This is a genomic window from Burkholderia sp. MSMB1589WGS (assembly GCF_001636105.1).
GTDB lineage: Bacteria > Pseudomonadota > Gammaproteobacteria > Burkholderiales > Burkholderiaceae > Burkholderia > Burkholderia humptydooensis.
Genome location: NZ_LNJT01000007.1, coordinates 1,729,073 through 1,750,826, shown reverse-complemented (window position 1 = coordinate 1,750,826; position 21,754 = coordinate 1,729,073). Strand labels below are relative to the sequence as shown.

Here is a 21,754-nt window from a genome sequence, read left to right as displayed (position 1 = left end):
GGTTCCTGGGCGCAAGCCCGGGCGTCGCGCACGCGTTCCGGAGCGTCACGCACGTCGGATTTCGCTTTGCCCGAGTTCGGCGTGTCGATTTTGGTCAATTTCAGGAATAAACAATGCCAACCATCAATCAACTGGTTCGCAAAGGCCGTGCGTCGGAAACGACGAAGAGCAAGAGCCCGGCCTTGCAGGACTGCCCCCAGCGTCGCGGCGTGTGCACCCGTGTGTACACGACGACGCCGAAGAAGCCGAACTCGGCACTCCGTAAGGTTGCCAAGGTTCGTCTGACGAACGGCTTCGAAGTGATTTCGTACATCGGCGGTGAAGGCCACAACCTGCAGGAGCACTCGGTTGTGCTGATCCGCGGCGGCCGTGTGAAGGACTTGCCGGGTGTGCGTTACCACATGGTTCGCGGCTCGCTGGATACGCAGGGCGTCAAGGACCGTAAGCAGGCTCGCTCGAAGTACGGCGCGAAGCGTGCGAAGGCTGCGAAGTAAGCTGCCTCTGAATGGAGATCGCCTTCGGGCGGTTAAGGCGGTGGTGCCGGATTGCCGGTGCTGTCGAGTAAGTGGTCACCCGGCCAAGCTGGTTAGTCGAGCAGATGTGATCGGGTTAGTTGGTGGCCGCGGGGCTTTCGAGCTCCAACTGAACAGGTAAAGGAAGAATCATGCCGCGTCGTCGCGAAGTCCCCAAGCGGGAAGTGTTGCCGGATCCGAAGTACGGCAACGTGGATGTAGCCAAGTTCATGAACATGCTGATGCTGTCCGGCAAGAAGTCGGTGGCTGAGCGCATCGTTTATGGCGCATTCGAACAAATCCAGACCAAGGGTGGCAAGGACCCGCTGGAAGTGTTCACGGTCGCGCTCAACAACGTGAAGCCGGTGGTCGAAGTGAAGAGCCGTCGCGTTGGTGGTGCGAACTATCAGGTTCCGGTCGAAGTGCGCCCGTCGCGTCGTATGGCATTGGCGATGCGCTGGTTGCGCGAGGCTGCGAAGAAGCGTAGCGAGAAGTCGATGGCGCTTCGCCTTGCTGGTGAACTCTCCGAAGCGGCTGAAGGCCGCGGCGGCGCGATGAAGAAGCGCGACGAAGTTCACCGGATGGCGGAAGCCAACCGTGCGTTCTCGCACTTCCGTTTCTAAGCGCCAGGCTGGGCTTTAGCGGAAAAATTCCGGGCGGGTGCGCTTTTTCGAGCGCCTCGCCCGTTTGTGTTGAGGCGCGCTGCGACAAGGGTCGCATCGTGCCAACCAATAGAGGATCAAAGTGGCTCGTAAGACTCCTATCGAGCGCTACCGCAACATCGGTATTAGCGCTCACATCGACGCCGGCAAGACGACGACGACCGAGCGCATTCTGTTTTACACCGGCGTGAACCACAAGATCGGTGAAGTTCACGACGGCGCAGCGACGATGGACTGGATGGAGCAGGAACAGGAGCGTGGCATCACGATCACGTCCGCTGCTACCACGGCGTTCTGGAAGGGCATGGGCAACAACTACCCGGAACACCGCATCAACATCATCGACACCCCGGGCCACGTCGACTTCACGATCGAAGTCGAGCGCTCGATGCGCGTGCTCGACGGCGCGTGCATGGTGTACTGCGCGGTGGGCGGCGTGCAGCCGCAGTCGGAAACGGTGTGGCGTCAGGCGAACAAGTACAAGGTGCCGCGTCTCGCGTTCGTCAACAAGATGGACCGTACCGGCGCGAACTTCTTCAAGGTCTACGACCAGCTCAAGCTGCGTCTGAAGGCGAATCCTGTTCCGGTCGTGGTGCCGATCGGCGCGGAAGAGAACTTCAAGGGCGTCGTCGACCTGCTGAAGATGAAGGCGATCATTTGGGACGAAGCGTCGCAAGGCACGAAGTTCGACTACGTCGACATCCCGGCCGAGCTCGCCGACACCTGCCAGGAATGGCGTGAAAAGATGGTCGAAGCGGCGGCGGAAGCCAGCGAAGACCTGATGAACAAGTACCTGGAAGAAGGCGATCTGCCGGAAGCCGACATCGTCAAGGCGCTGCGCGACCGTACGATCGCGTGCGAAATCCAGCCGATGCTGTGCGGTACCGCGTTCAAGAACAAGGGCGTGCAGCGCATGCTCGACGCCGTGATCGACTTCCTGCCGTCGCCGGTCGATATCCCGCCCGTCAAGGGCGAGCTCGAAAGCGGCGAAGCGGCCGAGCGCCGTGCTTCCGACGAAGAAAAGTTCTCGTCGCTCGCGTTCAAGATCATGACCGACCCGTTCGTCGGCCAGTTGATCTTCTTCCGCGTGTATTCGGGCGTCGTGAATTCGGGCGACACGCTGCTGAACTCGACCAAGGGCAAGAAAGAGCGCCTCGGCCGTATTCTGCAGATGCATGCGAACCAGCGTGAGGAAATCAAGGAAGTTCGCGCGGGCGACATCGCTGCGGCGGTTGGCCTGAAGGAAGCGACCACGGGCGACACGCTGTGCGATCCGGCGCATCCGATCGTGCTTGAGCGCATGGTGTTCCCGGAGCCGGTGATCTCGCAGGCCGTCGAGCCGAAGACGAAGGCCGACCAGGAAAAGATGGGCCTCGCGCTGAACCGTCTCGCGCAGGAAGATCCGTCGTTCCGCGTGCAGACCGACGAAGAGTCGGGCCAGACGATCATTTCGGGCATGGGCGAGCTCCATCTCGAAATTCTGGTCGACCGGATGAAGCGTGAATTCGGCGTCGAAGCAACCGTCGGCAAGCCGCAGGTCGCGTACCGCGAAACGATCCGCTCGACGGCGAAGGACGTCGACGGCAAGTTCGTCAAGCAGTCGGGTGGTCGCGGCCAGTACGGCCATGCGGTCATCACGCTCGAGCCGAACGAGCAGGGCAAGGGCTACGAGTTCTTCGACGAGATCAAGGGCGGCGTGATTCCGCGCGAGTACATCCCGGCCGTCGACAAGGGCATCCAGGACACGCTGAAGGCGGGCGTGCTGGCGGGCTTCCCGGTCGTCGACGTGAAGGTGCACCTGACGTTCGGTTCGTACCACGACGTCGACTCGAACGAAAACGCGTTCCGCATGGCCGGTTCGATGGCGTTCAAGGAAGCGATGCGCCGTGCGAATCCGGTGGTGCTCGAGCCGATGATGGCGGTCGAAGTCGAAACGCCGGAAGACTACATGGGCAACGTGATGGGCGACCTGTCGGGCCGTCGCGGCATCGTTCAGGGCATGGAAGACATGGTCGGCGGCGGCAAGATCGTTCGCGCGGAAGTGCCGCTGTCGGAAATGTTCGGCTATTCGACGTCGCTGCGTTCGCTGACGCAAGGCCGTGCAACGTACACGATGGAGTTCAAGCACTACGCCGAAGCTCCGAAGAACGTTGCCGACGCGATCATCAGCGCGAAGTCGAAGTAAGCTGCATCTACCAACTGATTATTTTTTGAAAGAAGAGAATCATGGCAAAAGAGAAGTTTGAGCGGACCAAGCCGCACGTGAACGTTGGTACGATTGGTCACGTTGACCACGGCAAGACGACGCTGACGGCAGCGATCGCGACGGTGCTGTCGGCGAAGTTCGGCGGCGAGGCGAAGAAGTACGACGAAATCGACGCGGCGCCGGAAGAAAAGGCGCGCGGCATCACGATCAACACGGCGCACATCGAGTACGAAACGGCGAACCGCCACTACGCGCACGTCGACTGCCCGGGCCACGCCGACTACGTGAAGAACATGATCACGGGCGCCGCGCAGATGGACGGCGCGATCCTGGTGTGCTCGGCCGCGGACGGCCCGATGCCGCAAACGCGTGAGCACATCCTGCTGGCGCGTCAGGTCGGCGTGCCGTACATCATCGTGTTCCTGAACAAGTGCGACATGGTGGACGACGCCGAGCTGCTCGAGCTGGTCGAAATGGAAGTGCGCGAACTGCTGTCGAAGTATGACTTCCCGGGCGACGACACGCCGATCATCAAGGGTTCGGCGAAGCTGGCGCTGGAAGGCGACAAGGGCGAGCTGGGCGAAGTGGCGATCATGAACCTGGCGGACGCGCTGGACACGTACATCCCGACGCCGGAGCGCGCGGTCGACGGTGCGTTCCTGATGCCGGTGGAAGACGTGTTCTCGATCTCGGGTCGCGGCACGGTGGTGACGGGGCGCGTCGAGCGTGGCGTGATCAAGGTCGGTGAGGAAATCGAAATCGTCGGCATCAAGCCGACGGCGAAGACGACCTGCACGGGCGTGGAAATGTTCCGCAAGCTGCTGGACCAGGGTCAGGCGGGCGACAACGTCGGTATCCTGCTGCGCGGCACGAAGCGCGAAGACGTGGAGCGCGGCCAGGTGCTGGCGAAGCCGGGTTCGATCACGCCGCACACGCACTTCACGGCTGAAGTGTACGTGCTGAGCAAGGACGAAGGCGGCCGTCACACGCCGTTCTTCAACAACTACCGTCCGCAGTTCTACTTCCGCACGACGGACGTGACGGGCTCGATCGAGCTGCCGAAGGACAAGGAAATGGTGATGCCGGGCGACAACGTGTCGATCACGGTGAAGCTGATTGCGCCGATCGCGATGGAAGAAGGTCTGCGCTTCGCCATCCGTGAAGGCGGCCGTACCGTCGGCGCCGGCGTCGTCGCCAAGATCATCGAGTAATATCGACGGTCTCCGGATTCGTGTAGAATCCGTCATTTGGCAGTAGAAGTATCGATCGGGACCGGGTGCCTTGCTCTCCGCAGGCGCCCGGTCCCACGTTCTTTATCTGATCTGGCGGCGCAACACCGCCTCGCTCTTTTCAAGGAATTGTCATGCAGCAACAGAAAATCCGCATTCGCCTGAAGGCTTTCGACTATCGTCTGATCGATCAATCGGCTGCCGAAATCGTCGATACCGCGAAGCGGACTGGCGCAATCGTCCGTGGCCCGGTGCCGCTGCCGACGCGCATCCAGCGTTTTGACATCCTGCGTTCGCCGCACGTCAACAAGACGTCGCGCGACCAGCTCGAAATCCGCACCCACCAGCGCCTGATGGACATCGTCGATCCGACCGACAAGACGGTCGACGCGCTGATGAAGCTCGACCTGCCGGCCGGCGTCGACGTGGAAATCAAGCTGCAGTAAGGCTTCCAGCGCCGTCCGGCTTGCCGGGTGGCGCTAAGTCTTTGATTGCTTGCAGAAAACGAGGGGCCTCGCTATAATGTTGGGCTTTTCGCGTATTTGCGTAAAAAGCCGTCGGCCTGAGCCTCTTCAGGTTGCGGCGTTTTGTAAATTAGCCCCGACCAATCGCAGTCGGGAATGGAGAAAACGATGAGCCTTGGACTCGTAGGTCGCAAGGTTGGCATGACCCGTATCTTCACGGCGGAAGGGGATTCGATCCCCGTCACCGTGCTCGACGTGTCGGACAACCGCGTGACGCAGATCAAGACTGTTGAAACCGACGGCTACACGGCCGTGCAGGTTGCATTCGGCTCCCGCCGCGCATCGCGCGTGACGAAGCCGCTGGCAGGTCATCTCGCCAAAGCCGGTGTCCAGGCCGGTGAAATCCTCAAGGAATTCCGCATCGCAGCCGACAAGGCCGCCGAGTTGTCGAACGGCGCCGTGATCGGTCCGGATCTGTTCGAAGTGGGCCAGAAGGTCGACGTGCAAGGCGTGTCGATCGGTAAGGGCTACGCGGGCACGATCAAGCGCTACAACTTCGGCTCCGGCCGTGCGTCGCACGGTAACTCGCGCTCGCACAACGTGCCGGGCTCGATCGGTATGGCGCAGGATCCGGGGCGCGTGTTTCCGGGCAAGCGCATGACGGGTCACATGGGTGACGAGACGGTGACGGTTCAGAACCTCGAAATCGCTCGCATCGACGCCGACCGCAAGCTGCTGCTCGTCAAGGGCGCAGTTCCGGGTGCGAAGGGCGGCAAGGTTTTCGTGACGCCGGCCGTGAAGACGCGTGCCGTGAAGGGGGCGAAATAATGGAACTCAAGCTCCTGAATTCGAATGGTCAGGAAGGTGCGGTGGTCAATGCGTCGGACGTCGTGTTCGGCCGTGACTACAACGAAGCGCTGATCCACCAGGTCGTCGTTGCTTACCAGGCGAACGCTCGCCAGGGCAACCGCGCTCAGAAGGATCGCGAGCAAGTCAAGCACACGACGAAGAAGCCGTGGCGCCAGAAGGGTACGGGCCGCGCTCGTGCCGGTATGTCGTCGAGCCCGTTGTGGCGTGGCGGTGGTCGGATTTTTCCGAACTCGCCGGACGAAAACTTCTCGCACAAGGTCAACAAGAAGATGCATCGCGCAGGTCTCTGCTCGATCTTCTCGCAGTTGGCCCGCGAAGGCCGTCTGTCGGTCGTCGAGGACATCGTTCTCGAAGCGCCGAAGACCAAGCTGCTGGCCGACAAGTTCAAGGCCATGGGTCTCGAATCCGTGCTCGTCATCACCGACACGGTCGACGAAAACCTGTACCTCGCGTCGCGCAACCTGCCCCACGTGGCGGTTGTCGAGCCGCGCTACGCTGACCCGCTGTCGCTGATCTACTTCAAGAAAGTGCTGGTCACGAAGGCTGCGGTCGCCCAGATCGAGGAGTTGCTGTCATGAGCGAGATTCGCAAGAACGATCATCGTTTGATGCAGGTCCTGCTCGCACCGGTGATCTCCGAAAAGGCGACGCTGGTTGCCGACAAGAACGAGCAAGTCGTGTTCGAAGTCGCGCCGGATGCCACGAAGCAGGAAGTGAAGGCGGCTGTCGAGCTGCTGTTCAAGGTTGAAGTTGATTCCGTCAACGTGCTGGTCCAGAAGGGCAAGCAGAAGCGTTTCGGCCGTTCGATGGGCCGTCGCAAGGACGTGAAGAAGGCATATGTCTGCCTGAAGCCCGGCCAGGAAATCAACTTTGAAGCGGAGGCCAAGTAATCATGGCAATCGTCAAAGTCAAGCCGACGTCGCCGGGTCGCCGCGCGATGGTCAAGATCGTCAACAAGGACCTGCACAAGGGCAAGCCGCACGCCGCGCTGCTCGACACGCAGAGCTCCAAGGCCGGTCGCAACAACAACGGTCGCATCACGACGCGTCACCAGGGTGGCGGTCACAAGCAGCACTACCGCGTGATCGATTTCCGTCGCACGAAGGACGGCATTCCGGCGAAGGTCGAGCGTCTCGAGTACGACCCGAACCGCAGCGCGAACATCGCGCTGGTGCTGTACGCAGATGGCGAGCGCCGCTACATCATCGCGCCGAAGGGCGTGACGGTGGGCCAGCAGCTCATGTCGGGCTCGGAAGCGCCGATCCGCGCAGGCAACACGCTGCCGATCCGCAACATTCCGGTCGGCACGACGATCCACTGCATCGAAATGCTGCCGGGCAAGGGCGCGCAAATGGCGCGTTCGGCCGGTACGTCGGCAATGCTGCTGGCGCGCGAAGGCGTCTACGCGCAGGTTCGTCTGCGTTCGGGCGAAATCCGCCGCGTGCATATCGAGTGCCGCGCGACGATCGGCGAAGTCGGTAACGAAGAGCACAGCCTGCGCCAGATCGGCAAGGCCGGTGCGAACCGCTGGCGCGGTATCCGCCCGACGGTGCGTGGCGTCGCAATGAACCCGATCGACCACCCGCACGGTGGTGGTGAGGGCCGTACTGCTGCGGGCCGCGACCCGGTGAGCCCGTGGGGCACGCCGACGAAGGGCTTCCGTACGCGTCGCAACAAGCGCACGACGACGATGATCGTCCAGCGCCGTCACAAGCGTTAAGGAGTAGGCAATGGCACGTTCTGTTAAAAAAGGTCCGTTCTGCGACGCCCATTTGCTGAAGAAAGTTGAGGCGGCTGCAGCTTCGCGCGACAAGAAGCCGATCAAGACCTGGTCGCGTCGCTCGACGATTCTCCCGGATTTCATCGGTCTGACGATCGCTGTGCACAACGGCCGTCAACACGTTCCGGTGTACATCTCGGAAAACATGGTCGGCCACAAGCTTGGCGAGTTCGCACTGACCCGTACGTTCAAGGGTCACGCGGCCGACAAGAAGGCCAAGAAATAAGGGGCTATCAAGATGGAAGTGAAAGCAATTCATCGCGGTGCCCGCATCTCGGCGCAGAAGACGCGCCTTGTGGCTGACCAGATCCGCGGTTTGCCGGTCGACAAGGCGCTGAACGTTCTGACGTTCTCGCCGAAGAAGGCGGCTGGCATCGTGAAGAAGGTCGTGCTGTCGGCGATCGCGAATGCGGAGCACAACGAAGGCGCCGATATCGACGAGCTCAAGATCAAGAGCATCTACGTCGACAAGGCCGCGTCGCTCAAGCGTTTCACCGCGCGCGCGAAAGGCCGCGGCAACCGCATCGAGAAGCAATCCTGTCACATCACTGTGACGGTCGGGAATTAAGGAGCCATACGATGGGACAGAAAATTCATCCGACTGGCTTCCGCCTGGCTGTCAGCCGTAATTGGGCTTCGCGCTGGTACGCGAACAACAACAATTTCGCGGCGATGCTGCAGGAAGACATCGGTGTTCGTGAGTATCTGAAGAAGAAGCTGAAGAACGCTTCGGTCGGCCGCGTCGTCATCGAGCGTCCGGCGAAGAACGCGCGCATCACGATTTTCAGCTCGCGTCCGGGCGTCGTCATCGGCAAGAAGGGCGAGGATATCGAGCTGCTGAAGACGGAACTGCAACGCCGCATGGGCGTGCCGGTTCACGTCAACATCGAAGAGATCCGCAAGCCGGAAACCGATGCGCAACTGATCGCCGATTCGATCACGCAGCAGCTTGAGCGCCGGATCATGTTCCGCCGCGCGATGAAGCGCGCGATGCAGAACGCGATGCGTCTGGGTGCCCAGGGCATCAAGATCATGAGCGCAGGCCGTCTGAACGGCATCGAAATCGCGCGTACCGAGTGGTATCGCGAAGGCCGCGTGCCGCTGCACACGCTGCGCGCCGACATCGATTACGCGACTTCGGAAGCGAAGACGACGTACGGTGTCATCGGCGTCAAGGTGTGGGTGTACAAGGGCGACACGCTCGGCCGCAACGATGCGCCGGTGGTCGAGGAAGTGACCGAAGACAAGCGTCCGCGTCGCAATGCGCGTCCGGGCGACCGTCGTCCGCGCCGTGACGGCGAAGGCGGCGCTCCGGGCGCTCGCCGTGGCGGTCCGCGCCGTGGCGCCGGCAAGCCGGAAGACGGCAAGACTGGAGAATAACGATGCTGCAACCGAAACGCAGGAAGTATCGCAAAGAGCAGAAGGGGCGCAACACCGGTATCGCCACGCGCGGCAACGCCGTGTCGTTCGGTGAGTTCGGCCTGAAGGCTGTCGGTCGCGGCCGTCTGACCGCGCGTCAGATCGAGGCGGCGCGTCGTGCGATGACGCGTCACATCAAGCGCGGCGGCCGCATCTGGATTCGGATCTTCCCGGACAAGCCGATTTCGCAGAAGCCGGCCGAAGTGCGGATGGGTAACGGTAAGGGTAACCCTGAGTACTACGTCGCCGAGATTCAGCCGGGCAAGATGCTGTATGAAATGGATGGCGTAACCGAAGAACTGGCGCGTGAGGCGTTCCGTCTGGCCGCAGCGAAGCTGCCGCTGAAGACGACGTTCATCGTGCGTCAGCTCGGCGCCTAAGGAGAAAACATGAAGGCTTCCGAACTTCTCCAGAAAGATCAGGCCGCGCTCAACAAGGAGCTGTCGGACCTGTTGAAGGCGCAATTCGGCCTGCGCATGCAACTCGCGACCCAGCAGCTCACGAACACGAGCCAGTTGAAGAAGGTTCGTCGCGATATCGCGCGTGTGCGGACCGTCCTGACTCAGAAGGCGAACCAGAAATGAACGATAGCGTGAAAACCTCGCTGAAGCGGACGCTCGTCGGTAAGGTCGTCAGCAACAAGATGGACAAGACCGTCACCGTGCTGGTCGAGCACCGCGTCAAGCACCCGATCTACGGCAAGTATGTCGTGCGTTCGAAGAAGTACCACGCGCACGATGAAGCGAACACCTACAACGAAGGCGATCTCGTCGAAATTCAGGAAACCCGTCCTGTTTCGAAGACGAAGGCCTGGGCGGTGTCGCGTCTCGTCGAGGCAGCCCGCGTGATCTAAGCGGGACCGGCAGTAAAAAGTGCTTCAGCAGGTGAAGTACTTGAAATCGCAAAGTTTTTGCTTGCGTGACCGGGATTATTTGTTATAATCCCGGTCTTCCCTCTTTATGGGAGCCCCGTCGCGGGCGAAGTAACTGGTGGGGGAAGCGGACGGGCGTCAGGCCTGCTCCGAAGGATTCACCGATTTGCGATGGCGGGTTTCGTTAGCCGTCGCTGCTGTTCCAACCCAAGCAGCCGATTGGCTGACGGGACCAAGACTGACCGTATGCGCCATGGTGGCGTATCCGGATTAAGTTGGGAAAGACAAACCATGATCCAGACCGAATCTCGGCTTGAAGTGGCCGACAACACGGGTGCGCGTGAAGTCATGTGCATCAAGGTGCTCGGCGGCTCGAAGCGTCGTTATGCCAGCATTGGCGACATCATCAAGGTGAGCGTCAAAGAGGCAACGCCGCGCGGGCGCGTGAAGAAAGGCGAAATCTACAACGCCGTGGTGGTCCGCACCGCCAAGGGCGTTCGTCGTCAAGACGGCTCGCTGATCAAGTTCGACGGCAACGCCGCTGTGCTTTTGAATAACAAGCTCGAGCCGATCGGCACCCGTATCTTCGGGCCGGTCACGCGTGAGCTGCGTAGCGAACGATTCATGAAGATCGTGTCGCTGGCGCCGGAAGTGCTGTAAGGAGTCGCGATGAACAAGATTCGCAAGGGTGACGAAGTGATCGTCATCACCGGCAAGGACAAGGGCAAGCGCGGTGTCGTGCTGGCCGTGGGCGCCGAGCATGTGACGGTCGAGGGCATCAACCTCGTCAAGAAGCATGTGAAGCCGAACCCGATGAAGGGTACGACGGGCGGCGTGGAAGCGAAGACGATGCCGCTGCATATTTCGAACGTCGCACTGGTCGACGCGAACGGCAAGGCTTCGCGTGTTGGCATCAAGGTCGAGGATGGCAAGAAGGTTCGCTTCCTGAAGACGACCGGTGCCGTGCTGAGCGCCTGACGCTGCGGAGTAGAAAAATGGCACGTTTTCAAGAGTTTTACAAAGAGAAGGTTGTTCCCGGCCTGATCGAGAAGTTCGGCTACAAGTCGGTCATGGAAGTGCCGCGCATCACCAAGATCACCCTGAACATGGGTCTTGGCGAAGCGGTCGCCGACAAGAAGGTCATCGAGAACGCCGTCGGCGATCTGACGAAGATCGCAGGCCAGAAGCCCGTCGTGACGAAGGCTCGCAAGGCAATCGCGGGCTTCAAGATTCGCCAGGGCTATCCGATCGGCGCGATGGTCACGCTGCGCGGCCGTGCGATGTACGAATTCCTCGATCGTTTCGTGACGGTTGCCCTGCCCCGCGTGCGCGACTTCCGCGGCGTGTCGGGTCGTGCTTTCGACGGTCGCGGCAACTACAACATCGGTGTGAAAGAGCAGATCATTTTCCCCGAAATCGATTACGACAAGATCGACGCGCTGCGTGGGCTGAACATCAGCATCACGACGACTGCGAAGACCGACGACGAAGCGAAGGCTCTGCTCGCCAGCTTCAAGTTCCCGTTCAGAAACTGAGGTTACCGTGGCTAAACTGGCACTGATCGAACGTGAAAAGAAGCGCGCTCGCCTTGCGCAAAAGTACGCTCCGAAGCGTGCTGAACTGAAGGCGATCATCGACGACGCGAGCAAGTCCGACGAAGAGCGTTACGCCGCTCGCCTGGAACTGCAACAACTGCCCCGCAACGCGAACCCGACCCGCAAGCGTAACCGCTGCGCGATCACGGGCCGTCCGCGCGGCACGTTCCGCAAGTTCGGCCTCGCGCGCAACAAGATTCGTGAAATCGCATTCCGTGGCGAGATTCCTGGCCTGACCAAGGCGAGCTGGTAATAGGAGAAACATAAATGAGCATGAGTGATCCTATCGCCGATATGCTGACTCGCATCCGCAACGCGCAGATGGTCGAGAAGGTTTCGGTGTCGATGCCCTCGTCGAAGGTCAAGGTTGCGATCGCGCAGGTCCTGAAGGACGAAGGCTATATCGACGATTTCGCCGTGAAGGCGGATGGCGCGAAGGCCGAACTGAACATCGCGCTGAAGTACTACGCAGGCCGTCCGGTCATCGAGCGCCTCGAGCGCGTGTCGAAGCCGGGCCTGCGCGTGTACCGCGGCCGCAACGAGATTCCGCAGGTCATGAATGGCCTCGGTGTGGCTATCGTGTCGACGCCGAAGGGCGTGATGACCGACCGCAAGGCGCGCGCTACGGGCGTCGGCGGCGAAGTCATCTGCTACGTCGCTTAACCGAAAGGAGAGAGGAACATGTCTCGAGTAGGTAAGAGCCCGATCGCGCTGCAAGGCGCGGAAGTCAAGCTGGCCGACGGTGCGATCATCGTCAAGGGCCCGCTGGGCACCATCACGCAAGCGGTCAATTCGCTCGTGAACGTGGCGAACAACGACGGCACGCTGAATCTGTCGCCGGTCGACGACAGCCGCGAAGCAAATGCACTGTCGGGCACGATGCGCGCGATCATCGCGAATGCCGTGCACGGCGTGACCAAGGGTTTCGAGCGCAAGCTGACGCTGGTGGGCGTCGGTTATCGTGCGCAGGCGCAAGGCGACAAGCTGAACCTGTCGCTGGGTTTCTCGCACCCGGTGGTGCACCAGATGCCGGAAGGCATCAAGGCTGAAACCCCGACGCAAACCGAAATCGTGATCAAGGGGATCGACAAGCAGAAAGTCGGCCAAGTGGCTGCGGAAGTCCGCGGCTACCGTCCGCCCGAGCCGTACAAGGGCAAGGGCGTGCGCTATGCCGACGAGGTTGTGATCCTCAAAGAAACGAAGAAGAAGTAAGGGTGCGCAATCATGGATAAGACTCAATCTCGCCTGCGCCGCGCTCGCCAGACGCGTATCAAGATCGCCGAGTTGCAGGTCGCGCGTCTCGCCGTGCATCGCACGAACACGCACATCTACGCACAGGTGTTCTCGCCCTGCGGCACCAAGGTGCTGGCCAGCGCGTCGACGCTCGAAGCCGAAGTTCGTGCGCAGCTCGCCGACAAGTCGGGCAAGGGCGGCAACGTCGCCGCCGCCACGCTGATCGGCAAGCGTATCGCCGAGAAGGCCAAGGCCGCCGGCATCGAATCCGTCGCCTTCGACCGCTCGGGCTTCCGCTACCACGGCCGCGTGAAGGCGCTGGCCGAGGCAGCTCGCGAAGCTGGGCTCAAGTTCTAAGGAAGGAATCGTCATGGCAAAGATGCAAGCGAAAGTTCAGGCTGACGAGCGCGACGACGGCCTTCGCGAAAAAATGATTTCGGTCAATCGCGTGACCAAGGTCGTGAAGGGGGGCCGGATTCTCGGCTTCGCCGCGCTGACCGTGGTCGGCGATGGCGATGGCCGCGTCGGCATGGGCAAGGGCAAGGCGAAGGAAGTGCCCGTCGCCGTTCAGAAGGCGATGGAGCAGGCCCGCCGCAACATGTTCAAGGTGCCGCTGAAGAACGGTACGCTGCAGCACGAAGTGCACGGCAAGCACGGCGCATCGACGGTCCTCCTCGCTCCGGCGAAGGACGGTACCGGCGTGATCGCCGGCGGCCCGATGCGCGCGGTGTTCGACGTGATGGGCGTGCAGAACGTCGTCGCGAAGAGCCACGGCTCGACGAACCCGTACAACCTCGTTCGTGCGACGCTGGACGGCCTGCGCAAGCAGTCGACCCCGGCTGACATCGCGGCGAAGCGCGGCAAGTCCGTCGAAGAAATTTTGGGCTAAGCCCAGGTGGTCACCATGTCTGAAAAAACTGTCAAGGTTCAGCTCGTGAAGAGCCTGATTGGGACCCGCGAATCGCACCGCGCCACCGTGCGCGGTCTGGGTCTGCGCCGTCTCAACTCGGTCAGCGAGCTGCAGGATACGCCGGCGGTGCGCGGGATGATCAACAAGGTCTCGTACCTTGTCAAGGTCATCGGTTAAGCGGCCGACTACGGATCAAGGAGTTGATATGGAATTGAATAACCTGAAGCCGGCGGAAGGCGCGAAGCATGCGAAGCGTCGCGTTGGCCGCGGCATCGGTTCCGGCCTCGGTAAGACGGCCGGCCGTGGTCACAAGGGTCAGAAATCGCGTTCGGGCGGCTTCCACAAGGTCGGCTTCGAAGGCGGTCAGATGCCGCTGCAGCGTCGTCTGCCGAAGCGCGGCTTCACGTCGCTGACGAAGGAATTCGTCGGTGAAGTGCGCCTTGGCGACATCGAGAAGCTGCCGGTCGACGAAGTCGATCTGCTCGCTCTGAAGCAAGCCGGCCTCGTCGGCGAACTGACGAAGAGCGCGAAGATCATCGCGACGGGCGAGATCAAGCGCAAGATCGTCGTCAAGGGTCTCGGTGCGACGAAGGGTGCGCGCGCCGCGATCGAAGCGGCCGGCGGTTCGTTTGCCGAGTGACACGCAACGCGTGCCGTCACTAGCATTTGCATCGGAGAAGATACTTGGCTAACAGCCCGAGTCTCGCAAAACCCGGTCGAAGCACGGCGAAGTTCGGCGATCTGCGCCGGCGTGCAATGTTCTTGCTGCTGGCGCTGATCGTCTATCGCATCGGCGCGCACATCCCGGTGCCGGGCATCGACCCGGATCAACTGGCGAAGCTGTTCCAGAGCCAGGCGGGCGGCATCCTGGGCATGTTCAACATGTTCTCGGGTGGCGCGCTGTCGCGCTTCACGATCTTCGCGCTGGGGATCATGCCGTACATCTCGGCGTCGATCATCATGCAATTGATGGCGATCGTGTCGCCGCAGCTCGAGGCGCTGAAGAAGGAAGGGCAGGCTGGACAGCGGAAGATCACGCAGTACACGCGGTATTTCACCGTGGTGCTCGCGACGTTCCAGGCTTTCGGCATCGCGGCCGCGCTGGAGAACCAGCCGGGGCTCGTGACCGATCCGGGCGCGGTGTTCCGTCTGACGACGGTCGTCACGCTGGTGACGGGCACGATGTTCCTGATGTGGCTCGGCGAGCAGATCACCGAGCGCGGTCTCGGCAACGGCATTTCGATCATCATCTTCGGCGGGATCGCAGCAGGGTTCCCGAATGCCGTCGGTGGGCTGTTCGAACTGGTGCGCACGGGTTCGATGAGCATCATTTCGGCGATCATCATCGTCGTTCTGATTGCCGCGGTGACTTACCTGGTCGTGTTCATCGAACGCGGTCAGCGCAAGATCCTCGTGAACTACGCGAAGCGCCAGGTCGGCAACAAGATCTACGGCGGGCAGTCGTCCCACCTGCCGCTGAAGCTGAACATGTCGGGCGTGATTCCGCCGATCTTCGCATCGTCGATCATCCTGTTCCCGGCGACGATCTTGAGCTGGTTCAGCTCGGGCGAGCGCAAGGGATGGCTGTCCGACACGCTGCACAACGTCGCGGAAGCGCTGAAGCCGGGCCAGCCGGTCTATGTGCTGCTGTACACGCTGGCAATCGTGTTTTTCTGCTTCTTCTACACCGCGCTGGTGTTCAACAGCAGGGAAACCGCAGACAACCTGAAGAAGAGCGGCGCGTTCGTGCCGGGCATCCGTCCGGGCGACCAGACCGCGCGGTACATCGACCGGATCCTCACGCGTCTCACGCTGGCCGGTGCGGTCTACATCGTCTTCGTGTGTCTGCTGCCGGAGTTCCTGGTGCTGCGCTGGAACGTGCCGTTTTATTTTGGTGGAACGTCGCTGCTGATCATTGTCGTCGTCACGATGGACTTCATGGCGCAGGTGCAGTCGTACGTTATGTCGCAACAGTATGAGTCGCTGCTCAAGAAAGCCAATTTCAAGGGCGGCAACATCCCAATGCGTTAAAAAGGACTTATGGCCAAAGACGATGTAATCCAGATGCAGGGTGAGGTGATCGAAAACCTTCCGAATGCGACCTTCCGGGTGAAGCTGGAAAACGGCCATGTCGTATTGGGACATATCTCCGGAAAGATGCGGATGCACTACATCCGTATCCTTCCCGGCGACAAGGTGACGGTTGAATTGACGCCTTACGATCTGTCTCGTGCGCGGATCGTGTTCCGGGCGAAGTGATTTGGAAAAAGGGTAATATCATGAAAGTGATGGCATCGGTTAAGCGCATTTGCCGCAATTGCAAGATCATCAAGCGCAAAGGCGTGGTTCGCGTGATCTGCAGCTCGGATCCGCGTCACAAGCAGCGCCAAGGCTGACTGCGCGTTTGTTTGCGCTTTTTGTTTGAGGAAAAACAATGGCTCGTATCGCAGGGGTTAACATCCCGAATCACCAGCATACCGAAATCGGCCTGACGGCGATTTTCGGTATCGGCCGCACGCGCGCGCGCAGCATCTGCGTGGCATCCGGTGTGGCGTTTTCGAAGAAGGTCAAGGACCTGACCGACGCAGACCTCGAAAAGCTGCGTGAAGAAGTGGGCAAGTTTGTCGTCGAAGGCGATCTGCGCCGTGAAGTGACGATGAACATCAAGCGCCTGATGGATCTCGGCTGCTACCGCGGCGTCCGCCATCGCAAGGGTCTGCCCCTGCGCGGCCAGCGTACGCGTACGAACGCCCGTACCCGCAAGGGTCCGCGTCGTGCAGCGCAAGCGCTGAAGAAATAAGCTGACAGTTACAGGAAAACGTAATGGCTAAGGCTTCCAATACCGCGGCGCAACGCGTTCGCAAAAAGGTCAAGAAGAACGTCGCTGAAGGCGTGGTTCACGTTCATGCGTCGTTCAACAACACGATCATCACGATCACCGATCGCCAAGGCAATGCGCTGGCGTGGGCGACGTCGGGCGGCCAGGGCTTCAAGGGCTCGCGCAAATCGACGCCGTTCGCCGCACAGGTGGCTGCCGAGTCGGCCGGCCGCGTCGCGATGGAATATGGCGTGAAGAATCTGGAAGTGCGGATCAAGGGTCCCGGCCCGGGCCGCGAGTCGGCAGTGCGCGCGCTGCACGGCCTCGGCATCAAGATCACGGCGATCTCCGACGTGACGCCGATCCCGCACAACGGCTGCCGTCCGCCGAAGCGTCGCCGCATCTAACGATGCGTTGGCGCCTTGCCTGTCGCCGCTTTGCGTCGACGGGCCGCGCTTTTTGTTGCGCATTTGATTGACTAAGCCCACCGTTCGCCCCAAAGGGTGCGGACTAGCGCGGATCTCGATCCGCGTGATCGATAGATAGAGGAATGCAACGTGGCACGTTATATCGGCCCTAAGGCCAAGCTGTCCCGCCGTGAAGGCACCGATCTGTTCCTGAAGAGCGCGCGCCGCTCGCTCGCCGACAAGTGCAAGCTCGACAGCAAGCCCGGTCAGCATGGCCGCATCTCGGGTGCGCGCACGTCGGACTACGGCACGCAATTGCGCGAAAAGCAGAAGGTCAAGCGCATTTACGGCGTGCTCGAACGTCAGTTCCGCCGCTACTTCGCCGAAGCCGACCGCCGCAAGGGCAACACGGGTGAAAACCTGCTGCAACTGCTCGAGTCGCGTCTCGACAACGTCGTATACCGCATGGGCTTCGGCTCGACCCGCGCTGAAGCGCGCCAGCTCGTGAGCCACAAGGCGATCACCGTCAACGGCATCGTCGCGAACATTCCGTCGCAGCAAGTGAAGGCCGGCGACGTGGTCTCGATCCGTGAAAAGGCGAAGAAGCAAGCGCGTATCGTCGAAGCGCTGTCGCTGGCTGAGCAAGGCGGCATGCCGAGCTGGGTTGCGGTCGATGCGAAGAAGTTCGAAGGCACGTTCAAGCAAATGCCGGAGCGCGCCGACATCGCGGGCGACATCAACGAAAGCCTGATCGTCGAATTGTATTCGCGTTAATCCGATTGATGGCCGAGGTAACCTGCTTATTGCGTCCCGCAAGGCAGGACCTCGGCTGTTCATTTTCAGGTTGTTACCGGTCAGCCTTATCGGTGTAACGAGCCGAGGGTATTGAAAAGGAAAACCTATGCAAACCAGTTTGTTGAAACCCAAGATCATCGCCGTGGAATCGCTGGGCGAGAACCACGCGAAGGTGGTCATGGAGCCGTTCGAACGCGGTTACGGCCACACCTTGGGCAATGCGCTTCGCCGTGTGCTGCTGTCGTCGATGGTCGGCTACGCGCCGACCGAAGTGACGATCGCCGGCGTCGTGCACGAATATTCGACGCTTGATGGTGTGCAAGAGGACGTCGTCAACCTGCTGCTGAACCTGAAGGGCGTGGTGTTCAAACTGCATAACCGCGACGAAGTCACGGTGACGCTGCGCAAGGAAGGCGAAGGCGTCGTGACGGCCGGCGATATCGAGCTGGCCCACGATTGCGAAGTCATCAACCCGAATCACGTGATCGCGCATCTGTCGAAGGGCGGCAAGCTCGACGTGCAGATCAAGGTCGAGAAGGGCCGCGGCTATGTGCCGGGCAACGTGCGCCGCTATGGCGACGAAACGGCGAAGATCATCGGCCGCATCGTCCTCGACGCATCGTTTTCGCCGGTTCGCCGCGTGAGCTATGCGGTCGAGAGCGCGCGTGTCGAACAGCGCACCGACCTCGACAAGCTCGTGATGAACATCGAAACGAGCGGCGTCATCACGCCGGAAGAAGCGATCCGCCAGTCGGCACGCATCCTCGTCGACCAGTTGTCCGTGTTCGCGGCGCTGGAAGGCACGGAAACGGCCGCGGAAGCGCCGTCGCGCGCGCCGCAGATCGATCCGATCCTGTTGCGCCCGGTCGACGACCTCGAGCTGACCGTCCGTTCGGCGAACTGCCTGAAGGCCGAGAACATCTACTACATCGGCGACCTGATCCAGCGCACGGAAAACGAGTTGCTGAAGACGCCGAACCTCGGCCGCAAGTCGCTCAACGAGATCAAGGAAGTGCTCGCTTCGCGCGGTCTCACGCTGGGCATGAAGCTCGAGAACTGGCCGCCGGCTGGCCTCGACAAGTAATCCCGGTTATCGCAGTAACTGGTCAAGATGCGGATTTTCCTTTAAAATCCGCATCTTGCTTTTTTCCGTACCGGCCCGTGCGCCTGCTCGTCTCGCGCGATAGAAGAGCTGGATCAAAACTTTGAATCAAGGAAACTGAAATGCGTCACCGTCATGGTCTGCGGAAACTGAACCGCACGAGCAGCCACCGTCTGGCTATGCTCCGCAACATGTCCAACTCGCTGATCGAGCACGAAGTCATCAAGACGACGCTGCCGAAGGCGAAGGAACTCCGTAAGGTCGTCGAGCCCCTCATCACGCTCGGCAAGAAGCCGTCGCTCGCGAACCGCCGCCTGGCGTTCAACCGCCTGCGCGATCGCGATTCCGTCGCGAAGCTGTTCGACGTCCTCGGCCCGCGCTTCGCGAACCGTCCGGGCGGCTACCTGCGCATCCTGAAGTTCGGTTTCCGCGTCGGCGACAACGCACCGATGGCGCTCGTCGAACTGCTCGACCGTCCGGAAGTCGAAGAGACCGAAAACGTCCAGGAAGCCGAATAAGCGTCTTCCCGCGCGTAGCACGAAGGGCCAAGCGATGCTTGGCCCTTTTTGTTTTTCGTTGACCGATTTCGTGCGTCGGATTGACGCGGATGCGCGAACTGCGCGCTTGCCCGACGTGCGATACGATATGACGTTTGAACGACGAGGCGGAGGCGCGAATGGTGATCGTGATGATGTTGACGACCGTGCCCGACGCCGCCGTTGCCCGCGCGCTCGCGGACGGCGCGCTGTCGGCCCGGCTCGCCGCGTGCGTATCCGAGCTCGGCGCGATCCGTTCGAGCTACCATTGGCAGGGCAAGGTCGAGACGGCCGATGAGATCCAGTTGTTGTTCAAGACGAGCGCGGTGCGCGCGCTGGAGCTCGAGCGGTACATCCAGTCGCACCATCCGTACGACGTCCCGGAGATCGTCTCGTGGCAGGCGACGGCGACCGCCGCATACGGCCATTGGGTCGCCACCGAAACTCAGCGTCTATTTCATGTTTAACCGTATTCCGCCTCACACGCAGTTCCTTCGCTTCCTGATCGCCGTCGTCGCGATGCTCGGCGCGCTGTTCGGCACGTCGTTCGCGGCGCGCGCGGCGGACGATTTCCTCGATCCCGCGGTCGCGTTCAAATTCAGCGCGAGCGAGGTGCCGGGCCAGGTCGACATCCATTTCAAGATCGCCGACGGCTATTACATGTATCGCGAGCGCTTCGCGTTTGCGGTGAAAAGCGGCTCGGCCACGCTCGGCGAGCCGCAGTTGCCGGCCGGGCACGTGAAGTTCGATCCGACGTTCCAGAAGAACGTCGAAACCTACCGCGGCGATCTGACGATCCACCTGCCGATCAAGCAGGCGTCGGGGCCGTTCGAGCTCGCGGTGACGTCGCAGGGCTGCGCGGACGAAGGGATCTGCTATCCGCCCGCCGAGCATGTCGCGCGAATCGACGGCGCGGCGCTCGGCGCAGCGGGCGCGGCGCCCGTCGCGGCGGCCGCCGGCGCCGATTCGCCCGCGGCCGACGGCGGCAGTTGGTACGAACGCGTGACGAGCGCCGACTACGCGCGCTCGCTGCTCGAAGGCCACGGATTCCTGACGATCATCGCGCTCTATTTCGTGGCCGGCATGGTGCTGAGCCTGTTGCCGTGCTCGTATCCGATGATCCCGATCCTGTCGGCGATCATCGTCGGCGAAGGTGCGCATGCGACGCGCGCGCGCGCGTTCGCGCTGTCGCTCACCTATGTGATCGGCATGGCGCTCGTTTATACGGCGCTCGGCGTCGCGGCCGCGCTCGTCGGGCAGAGCCTCGGCGCGTGGCTGCAGAATCCGTGGGTGCTCGGCGCGTTCGCGCTGCTGCTCACCGTGTTCGCGCTGCTGCTGATCGGCGGCATCGACATCGCGCTGCCGCAGCGCTGGCAGAGCGGCGCCGCGCAGACGACCGGGCCCCGCAAGGGCGGACGCTTCGTGGCCGTCGCGACGATGGGCGCGCTGTCCGCGCTCGTCGTCGGCGCCTGCATGACCGCGCCGCTCTTTGCCGTCCTCGCGTTCATCGCACATACGGGCAACGCATTCCTCGGCGGCGCCGCGCTCTTCTCGATGGGAATCGGCCTCGGCGTGCCGCTTCTCGTCATCGGTATCGGTGCAGGCACGCTGCTGCCCCGCGCCGGCGCATGGATGGACGGCGTGAAGGTATTTTTCGGCGTCGTGTTGCTCGCCGCCGCGCTGTGGATCGTCTGGCCGGCGCTGAACGCCGCGTCGCAGCTCGGTCTGGGCGCGTTGTGGCTGCTGATCGCCGCCGCCGCGCTCGGGCTCTTCACGCCGCATTCGGGCTCGTCGTCGATCTGGCGCCGGCTCGGGCGCGGGCTCGGCGCCGCGCTCGCGATCTGGGCGGCGACGCTTCTCGTCGGTCTCGCGGCGGGCTCGACCGATCCGCTGCGCCCGCTTGCCGTGCTCGCGGCGCGTGCGGCGCCGAGCAACGGCGTCGCCAACGCCGGCGCGGCTGCGTATGAAGGGCCGGCGTTCGCGCCGGTGCGCTCGATAGCCGAGCTCGACGAGATCGTGAAGACGTCGACCCGGCCGGTGCTGCTCGACTTCTATGCGGACTGGTGCGTGAGCTGCAAGGAGATGGAGCATCTGACGTTCACCGACGCGCGCGTCGGCGCGCGGTTTTCGCAGATGCGCCTCGTGCGCGCGGACGTGACCGCGAACACGCCCGACGAGCAGGCGCTCCTGAAGCGTTTCGGCCTGTTTGGGCCGCCGGGCATCATCATGTTCGATTCGAACGGGCAGGAGCGCGGGCGCGTCGTCGGCTATCAGTCGGCCGATCGCTTCCTGCGCAGTCTCGATCGGATGTCGTTGCCGACCGCGTTGTCGGCGCCGTGACGGCGC

Annotated in this window: 35 protein-coding genes; all 35 read left to right on the top strand. The window is 61.9% G+C overall.

What is annotated here, in order from left to right; all coding sequences use genetic code 11:
• Positions 1-113: 113 nt before the first annotated feature.
• The 35 genes from rpsL (at position 114) to dsbD (ending at position 21,748) form a co-directional block, all read left to right on the top strand.
• Positions 114-494 carry a 30S ribosomal protein S12 gene (gene rpsL / locus WT16_RS16005; protein ID WP_004521903.1) on the top strand — a complete coding sequence of 127 codons (381 nt, stop codon included), beginning with the start codon at positions 114-116 and terminating at the stop codon, positions 492-494.
• Positions 495-664: 170 nt separating this feature from the next.
• Positions 665-1,135, top strand: a complete 471-nt coding sequence (rpsG, locus tag WT16_RS16000) for a 30S ribosomal protein S7 (RefSeq protein WP_004198359.1) — start codon at positions 665-667, stop codon at positions 1,133-1,135.
• 121 nt (positions 1,136-1,256) lie between these two features.
• Positions 1,257-3,359, top strand: a complete 2,103-nt coding sequence (gene fusA / locus WT16_RS15995; protein WP_006029844.1) for an elongation factor G — start codon at positions 1,257-1,259, stop codon at positions 3,357-3,359.
• 41 nt (positions 3,360-3,400) lie between these two features.
• Positions 3,401-4,591, top strand: a complete 1,191-nt coding sequence (gene tuf / locus WT16_RS15990; protein WP_015601108.1) for an elongation factor Tu — start codon at positions 3,401-3,403, stop codon at positions 4,589-4,591.
• 152 nt (positions 4,592-4,743) lie between these two features.
• A complete protein-coding gene (gene rpsJ, locus WT16_RS15985) occupies positions 4,744-5,055 on the top strand; it encodes a 30S ribosomal protein S10 (RefSeq protein ID WP_004199280.1) in 312 nt (103 codons plus the stop codon).
• A 186-nt stretch (positions 5,056-5,241) separates the two neighbouring features.
• Complete coding sequence (rplC, locus tag WT16_RS15980; protein WP_009913851.1) at positions 5,242-5,901, top strand: 50S ribosomal protein L3; 660 nt, start codon at positions 5,242-5,244, stop codon at positions 5,899-5,901.
• Positions 5,901-6,521, top strand: a complete 621-nt coding sequence (rplD, locus tag WT16_RS15975; RefSeq protein WP_006029285.1) for a 50S ribosomal protein L4 — start codon at positions 5,901-5,903, stop codon at positions 6,519-6,521. Before rplC ends, rplD begins: the two co-directional genes overlap by 1 nt.
• Positions 6,518-6,832, top strand: a complete 315-nt coding sequence (gene rplW, locus WT16_RS15970; RefSeq protein WP_004199275.1) for a 50S ribosomal protein L23 — start codon at positions 6,518-6,520, stop codon at positions 6,830-6,832. The genes rplD and rplW overlap by 4 nt, the downstream gene beginning before the upstream one ends.
• A 2-nt stretch (positions 6,833-6,834) precedes the next feature.
• Positions 6,835-7,662, top strand: coding sequence for a 50S ribosomal protein L2 (gene rplB, locus WT16_RS15965; protein ID WP_009687195.1), 828 nt, complete (start codon positions 6,835-6,837; stop codon positions 7,660-7,662).
• A 10-nt stretch (positions 7,663-7,672) separates the two neighbouring features.
• Positions 7,673-7,948, top strand: coding sequence for a 30S ribosomal protein S19 (gene rpsS, locus WT16_RS15960; RefSeq protein WP_004199273.1), 276 nt, complete (start codon positions 7,673-7,675; stop codon positions 7,946-7,948).
• A 12-nt stretch (positions 7,949-7,960) separates the two neighbouring features.
• Positions 7,961-8,290 carry a 50S ribosomal protein L22 gene (rplV, locus tag WT16_RS15955; protein ID WP_004199272.1) on the top strand — a complete coding sequence of 110 codons (330 nt, stop codon included), beginning with the start codon at positions 7,961-7,963 and terminating at the stop codon, positions 8,288-8,290.
• A gap of 11 nt (positions 8,291-8,301) precedes the next feature.
• Entirely contained in the window at positions 8,302-9,102 is an 801-nt protein-coding gene (gene rpsC / locus WT16_RS15950) for a 30S ribosomal protein S3 (RefSeq protein WP_009906433.1), read from the top strand.
• A 2-nt stretch (positions 9,103-9,104) separates the two neighbouring features.
• Positions 9,105-9,521: a 50S ribosomal protein L16 gene (gene rplP, locus WT16_RS15945; RefSeq protein WP_006029288.1), complete on the top strand. Its 417-nt coding sequence runs from the start codon at positions 9,105-9,107 to the stop codon at positions 9,519-9,521.
• Positions 9,522-9,530: 9 nt separating this feature from the next.
• Positions 9,531-9,725 (top strand): 50S ribosomal protein L29, encoded by a 195-nt coding sequence (rpmC, locus tag WT16_RS15940; RefSeq protein ID WP_004199856.1) that lies wholly within the window; start codon positions 9,531-9,533, stop codon positions 9,723-9,725.
• Positions 9,722-9,994, top strand: a complete 273-nt coding sequence (rpsQ, locus tag WT16_RS15935) for a 30S ribosomal protein S17 (protein ID WP_004201274.1) — start codon at positions 9,722-9,724, stop codon at positions 9,992-9,994. The genes rpmC and rpsQ overlap by 4 nt, the downstream gene beginning before the upstream one ends.
• 309 nt (positions 9,995-10,303) lie before the next feature.
• The gene (gene rplN / locus WT16_RS15930; RefSeq protein ID WP_004197951.1) at positions 10,304-10,672 is read left to right on the top strand and encodes a 50S ribosomal protein L14; all 369 of its coding nucleotides are present in this window, start codon (positions 10,304-10,306) and stop codon (positions 10,670-10,672) included.
• Between the two features lie 9 nt (positions 10,673-10,681).
• Positions 10,682-10,990, top strand: coding sequence for a 50S ribosomal protein L24 (gene rplX / locus WT16_RS15925; protein ID WP_004197950.1), 309 nt, complete (start codon positions 10,682-10,684; stop codon positions 10,988-10,990).
• Between the two features lie 17 nt (positions 10,991-11,007).
• Positions 11,008-11,547: a 50S ribosomal protein L5 gene (gene rplE, locus WT16_RS15920; protein ID WP_006029291.1), complete on the top strand. Its 540-nt coding sequence runs from the start codon at positions 11,008-11,010 to the stop codon at positions 11,545-11,547.
• Positions 11,548-11,554: 7 nt separating this feature from the next.
• On the top strand, positions 11,555-11,860 hold the full coding sequence (rpsN, locus tag WT16_RS15915; RefSeq protein WP_004197948.1) for a 30S ribosomal protein S14: 306 nt from the start codon (positions 11,555-11,557) through the stop codon (positions 11,858-11,860).
• 14 nt (positions 11,861-11,874) lie between these two features.
• Positions 11,875-12,270, top strand: coding sequence for a 30S ribosomal protein S8 (rpsH, locus tag WT16_RS15910; protein ID WP_004185153.1), 396 nt, complete (start codon positions 11,875-11,877; stop codon positions 12,268-12,270).
• Between the two features lie 18 nt (positions 12,271-12,288).
• Positions 12,289-12,819 carry a 50S ribosomal protein L6 gene (gene rplF, locus WT16_RS15905; RefSeq protein WP_063533679.1) on the top strand — a complete coding sequence of 177 codons (531 nt, stop codon included), beginning with the start codon at positions 12,289-12,291 and terminating at the stop codon, positions 12,817-12,819.
• Between the two features lie 12 nt (positions 12,820-12,831).
• On the top strand, positions 12,832-13,197 hold the full coding sequence (gene rplR / locus WT16_RS15900; protein WP_004197946.1) for a 50S ribosomal protein L18: 366 nt from the start codon (positions 12,832-12,834) through the stop codon (positions 13,195-13,197).
• A 13-nt stretch (positions 13,198-13,210) separates the two neighbouring features.
• Entirely contained in the window at positions 13,211-13,729 is a 519-nt protein-coding gene (gene rpsE / locus WT16_RS15895; protein ID WP_004197945.1) for a 30S ribosomal protein S5, read from the top strand.
• Between the two features lie 15 nt (positions 13,730-13,744).
• Positions 13,745-13,927, top strand: coding sequence for a 50S ribosomal protein L30 (rpmD, locus tag WT16_RS15890; RefSeq protein WP_004202755.1), 183 nt, complete (start codon positions 13,745-13,747; stop codon positions 13,925-13,927).
• Between the two features lie 28 nt (positions 13,928-13,955).
• Positions 13,956-14,390 carry a 50S ribosomal protein L15 gene (rplO, locus tag WT16_RS15885; RefSeq protein WP_006029293.1) on the top strand — a complete coding sequence of 145 codons (435 nt, stop codon included), beginning with the start codon at positions 13,956-13,958 and terminating at the stop codon, positions 14,388-14,390.
• Positions 14,391-14,434: 44 nt separating this feature from the next.
• Positions 14,435-15,781, top strand: coding sequence for a preprotein translocase subunit SecY (gene secY / locus WT16_RS15880; protein ID WP_006029294.1), 1,347 nt, complete (start codon positions 14,435-14,437; stop codon positions 15,779-15,781).
• A 9-nt stretch (positions 15,782-15,790) separates the two neighbouring features.
• Positions 15,791-16,009: a translation initiation factor IF-1 gene (infA, locus tag WT16_RS15875; RefSeq protein WP_004521905.1), complete on the top strand. Its 219-nt coding sequence runs from the start codon at positions 15,791-15,793 to the stop codon at positions 16,007-16,009.
• 20 nt (positions 16,010-16,029) lie between these two features.
• Positions 16,030-16,146 carry a 50S ribosomal protein L36 gene (gene rpmJ, locus WT16_RS15870; protein WP_004199844.1) on the top strand — a complete coding sequence of 39 codons (117 nt, stop codon included), beginning with the start codon at positions 16,030-16,032 and terminating at the stop codon, positions 16,144-16,146.
• Positions 16,147-16,184: 38 nt separating this feature from the next.
• Positions 16,185-16,550 carry a 30S ribosomal protein S13 gene (gene rpsM, locus WT16_RS15865; RefSeq protein ID WP_004197938.1) on the top strand — a complete coding sequence of 122 codons (366 nt, stop codon included), beginning with the start codon at positions 16,185-16,187 and terminating at the stop codon, positions 16,548-16,550.
• 23 nt (positions 16,551-16,573) lie between these two features.
• Positions 16,574-16,975, top strand: a complete 402-nt coding sequence (gene rpsK, locus WT16_RS15860; protein ID WP_004197937.1) for a 30S ribosomal protein S11 — start codon at positions 16,574-16,576, stop codon at positions 16,973-16,975.
• Between the two features lie 150 nt (positions 16,976-17,125).
• Positions 17,126-17,749, top strand: a complete 624-nt coding sequence (rpsD, locus tag WT16_RS15855) for a 30S ribosomal protein S4 (RefSeq protein ID WP_009913846.1) — start codon at positions 17,126-17,128, stop codon at positions 17,747-17,749.
• A 127-nt stretch (positions 17,750-17,876) separates the two neighbouring features.
• The gene (gene rpoA, locus WT16_RS15850) at positions 17,877-18,854 is read left to right on the top strand and encodes a DNA-directed RNA polymerase subunit alpha (protein WP_009888441.1); all 978 of its coding nucleotides are present in this window, start codon (positions 17,877-17,879) and stop codon (positions 18,852-18,854) included.
• A gap of 140 nt (positions 18,855-18,994) precedes the next feature.
• The gene (gene rplQ, locus WT16_RS15845) at positions 18,995-19,390 is read left to right on the top strand and encodes a 50S ribosomal protein L17 (RefSeq protein ID WP_004197924.1); all 396 of its coding nucleotides are present in this window, start codon (positions 18,995-18,997) and stop codon (positions 19,388-19,390) included.
• 158 nt (positions 19,391-19,548) lie between these two features.
• A complete protein-coding gene (gene cutA, locus WT16_RS15840) occupies positions 19,549-19,875 on the top strand; it encodes a divalent-cation tolerance protein CutA (RefSeq protein WP_015600360.1) in 327 nt (108 codons plus the stop codon).
• The gene (gene dsbD / locus WT16_RS15835; RefSeq protein ID WP_063533678.1) at positions 19,868-21,748 is read left to right on the top strand and encodes a protein-disulfide reductase DsbD; all 1,881 of its coding nucleotides are present in this window, start codon (positions 19,868-19,870) and stop codon (positions 21,746-21,748) included. Before cutA ends, dsbD begins: the two co-directional genes overlap by 8 nt.
• Positions 21,749-21,754: the final 6 nt, after the last annotated feature.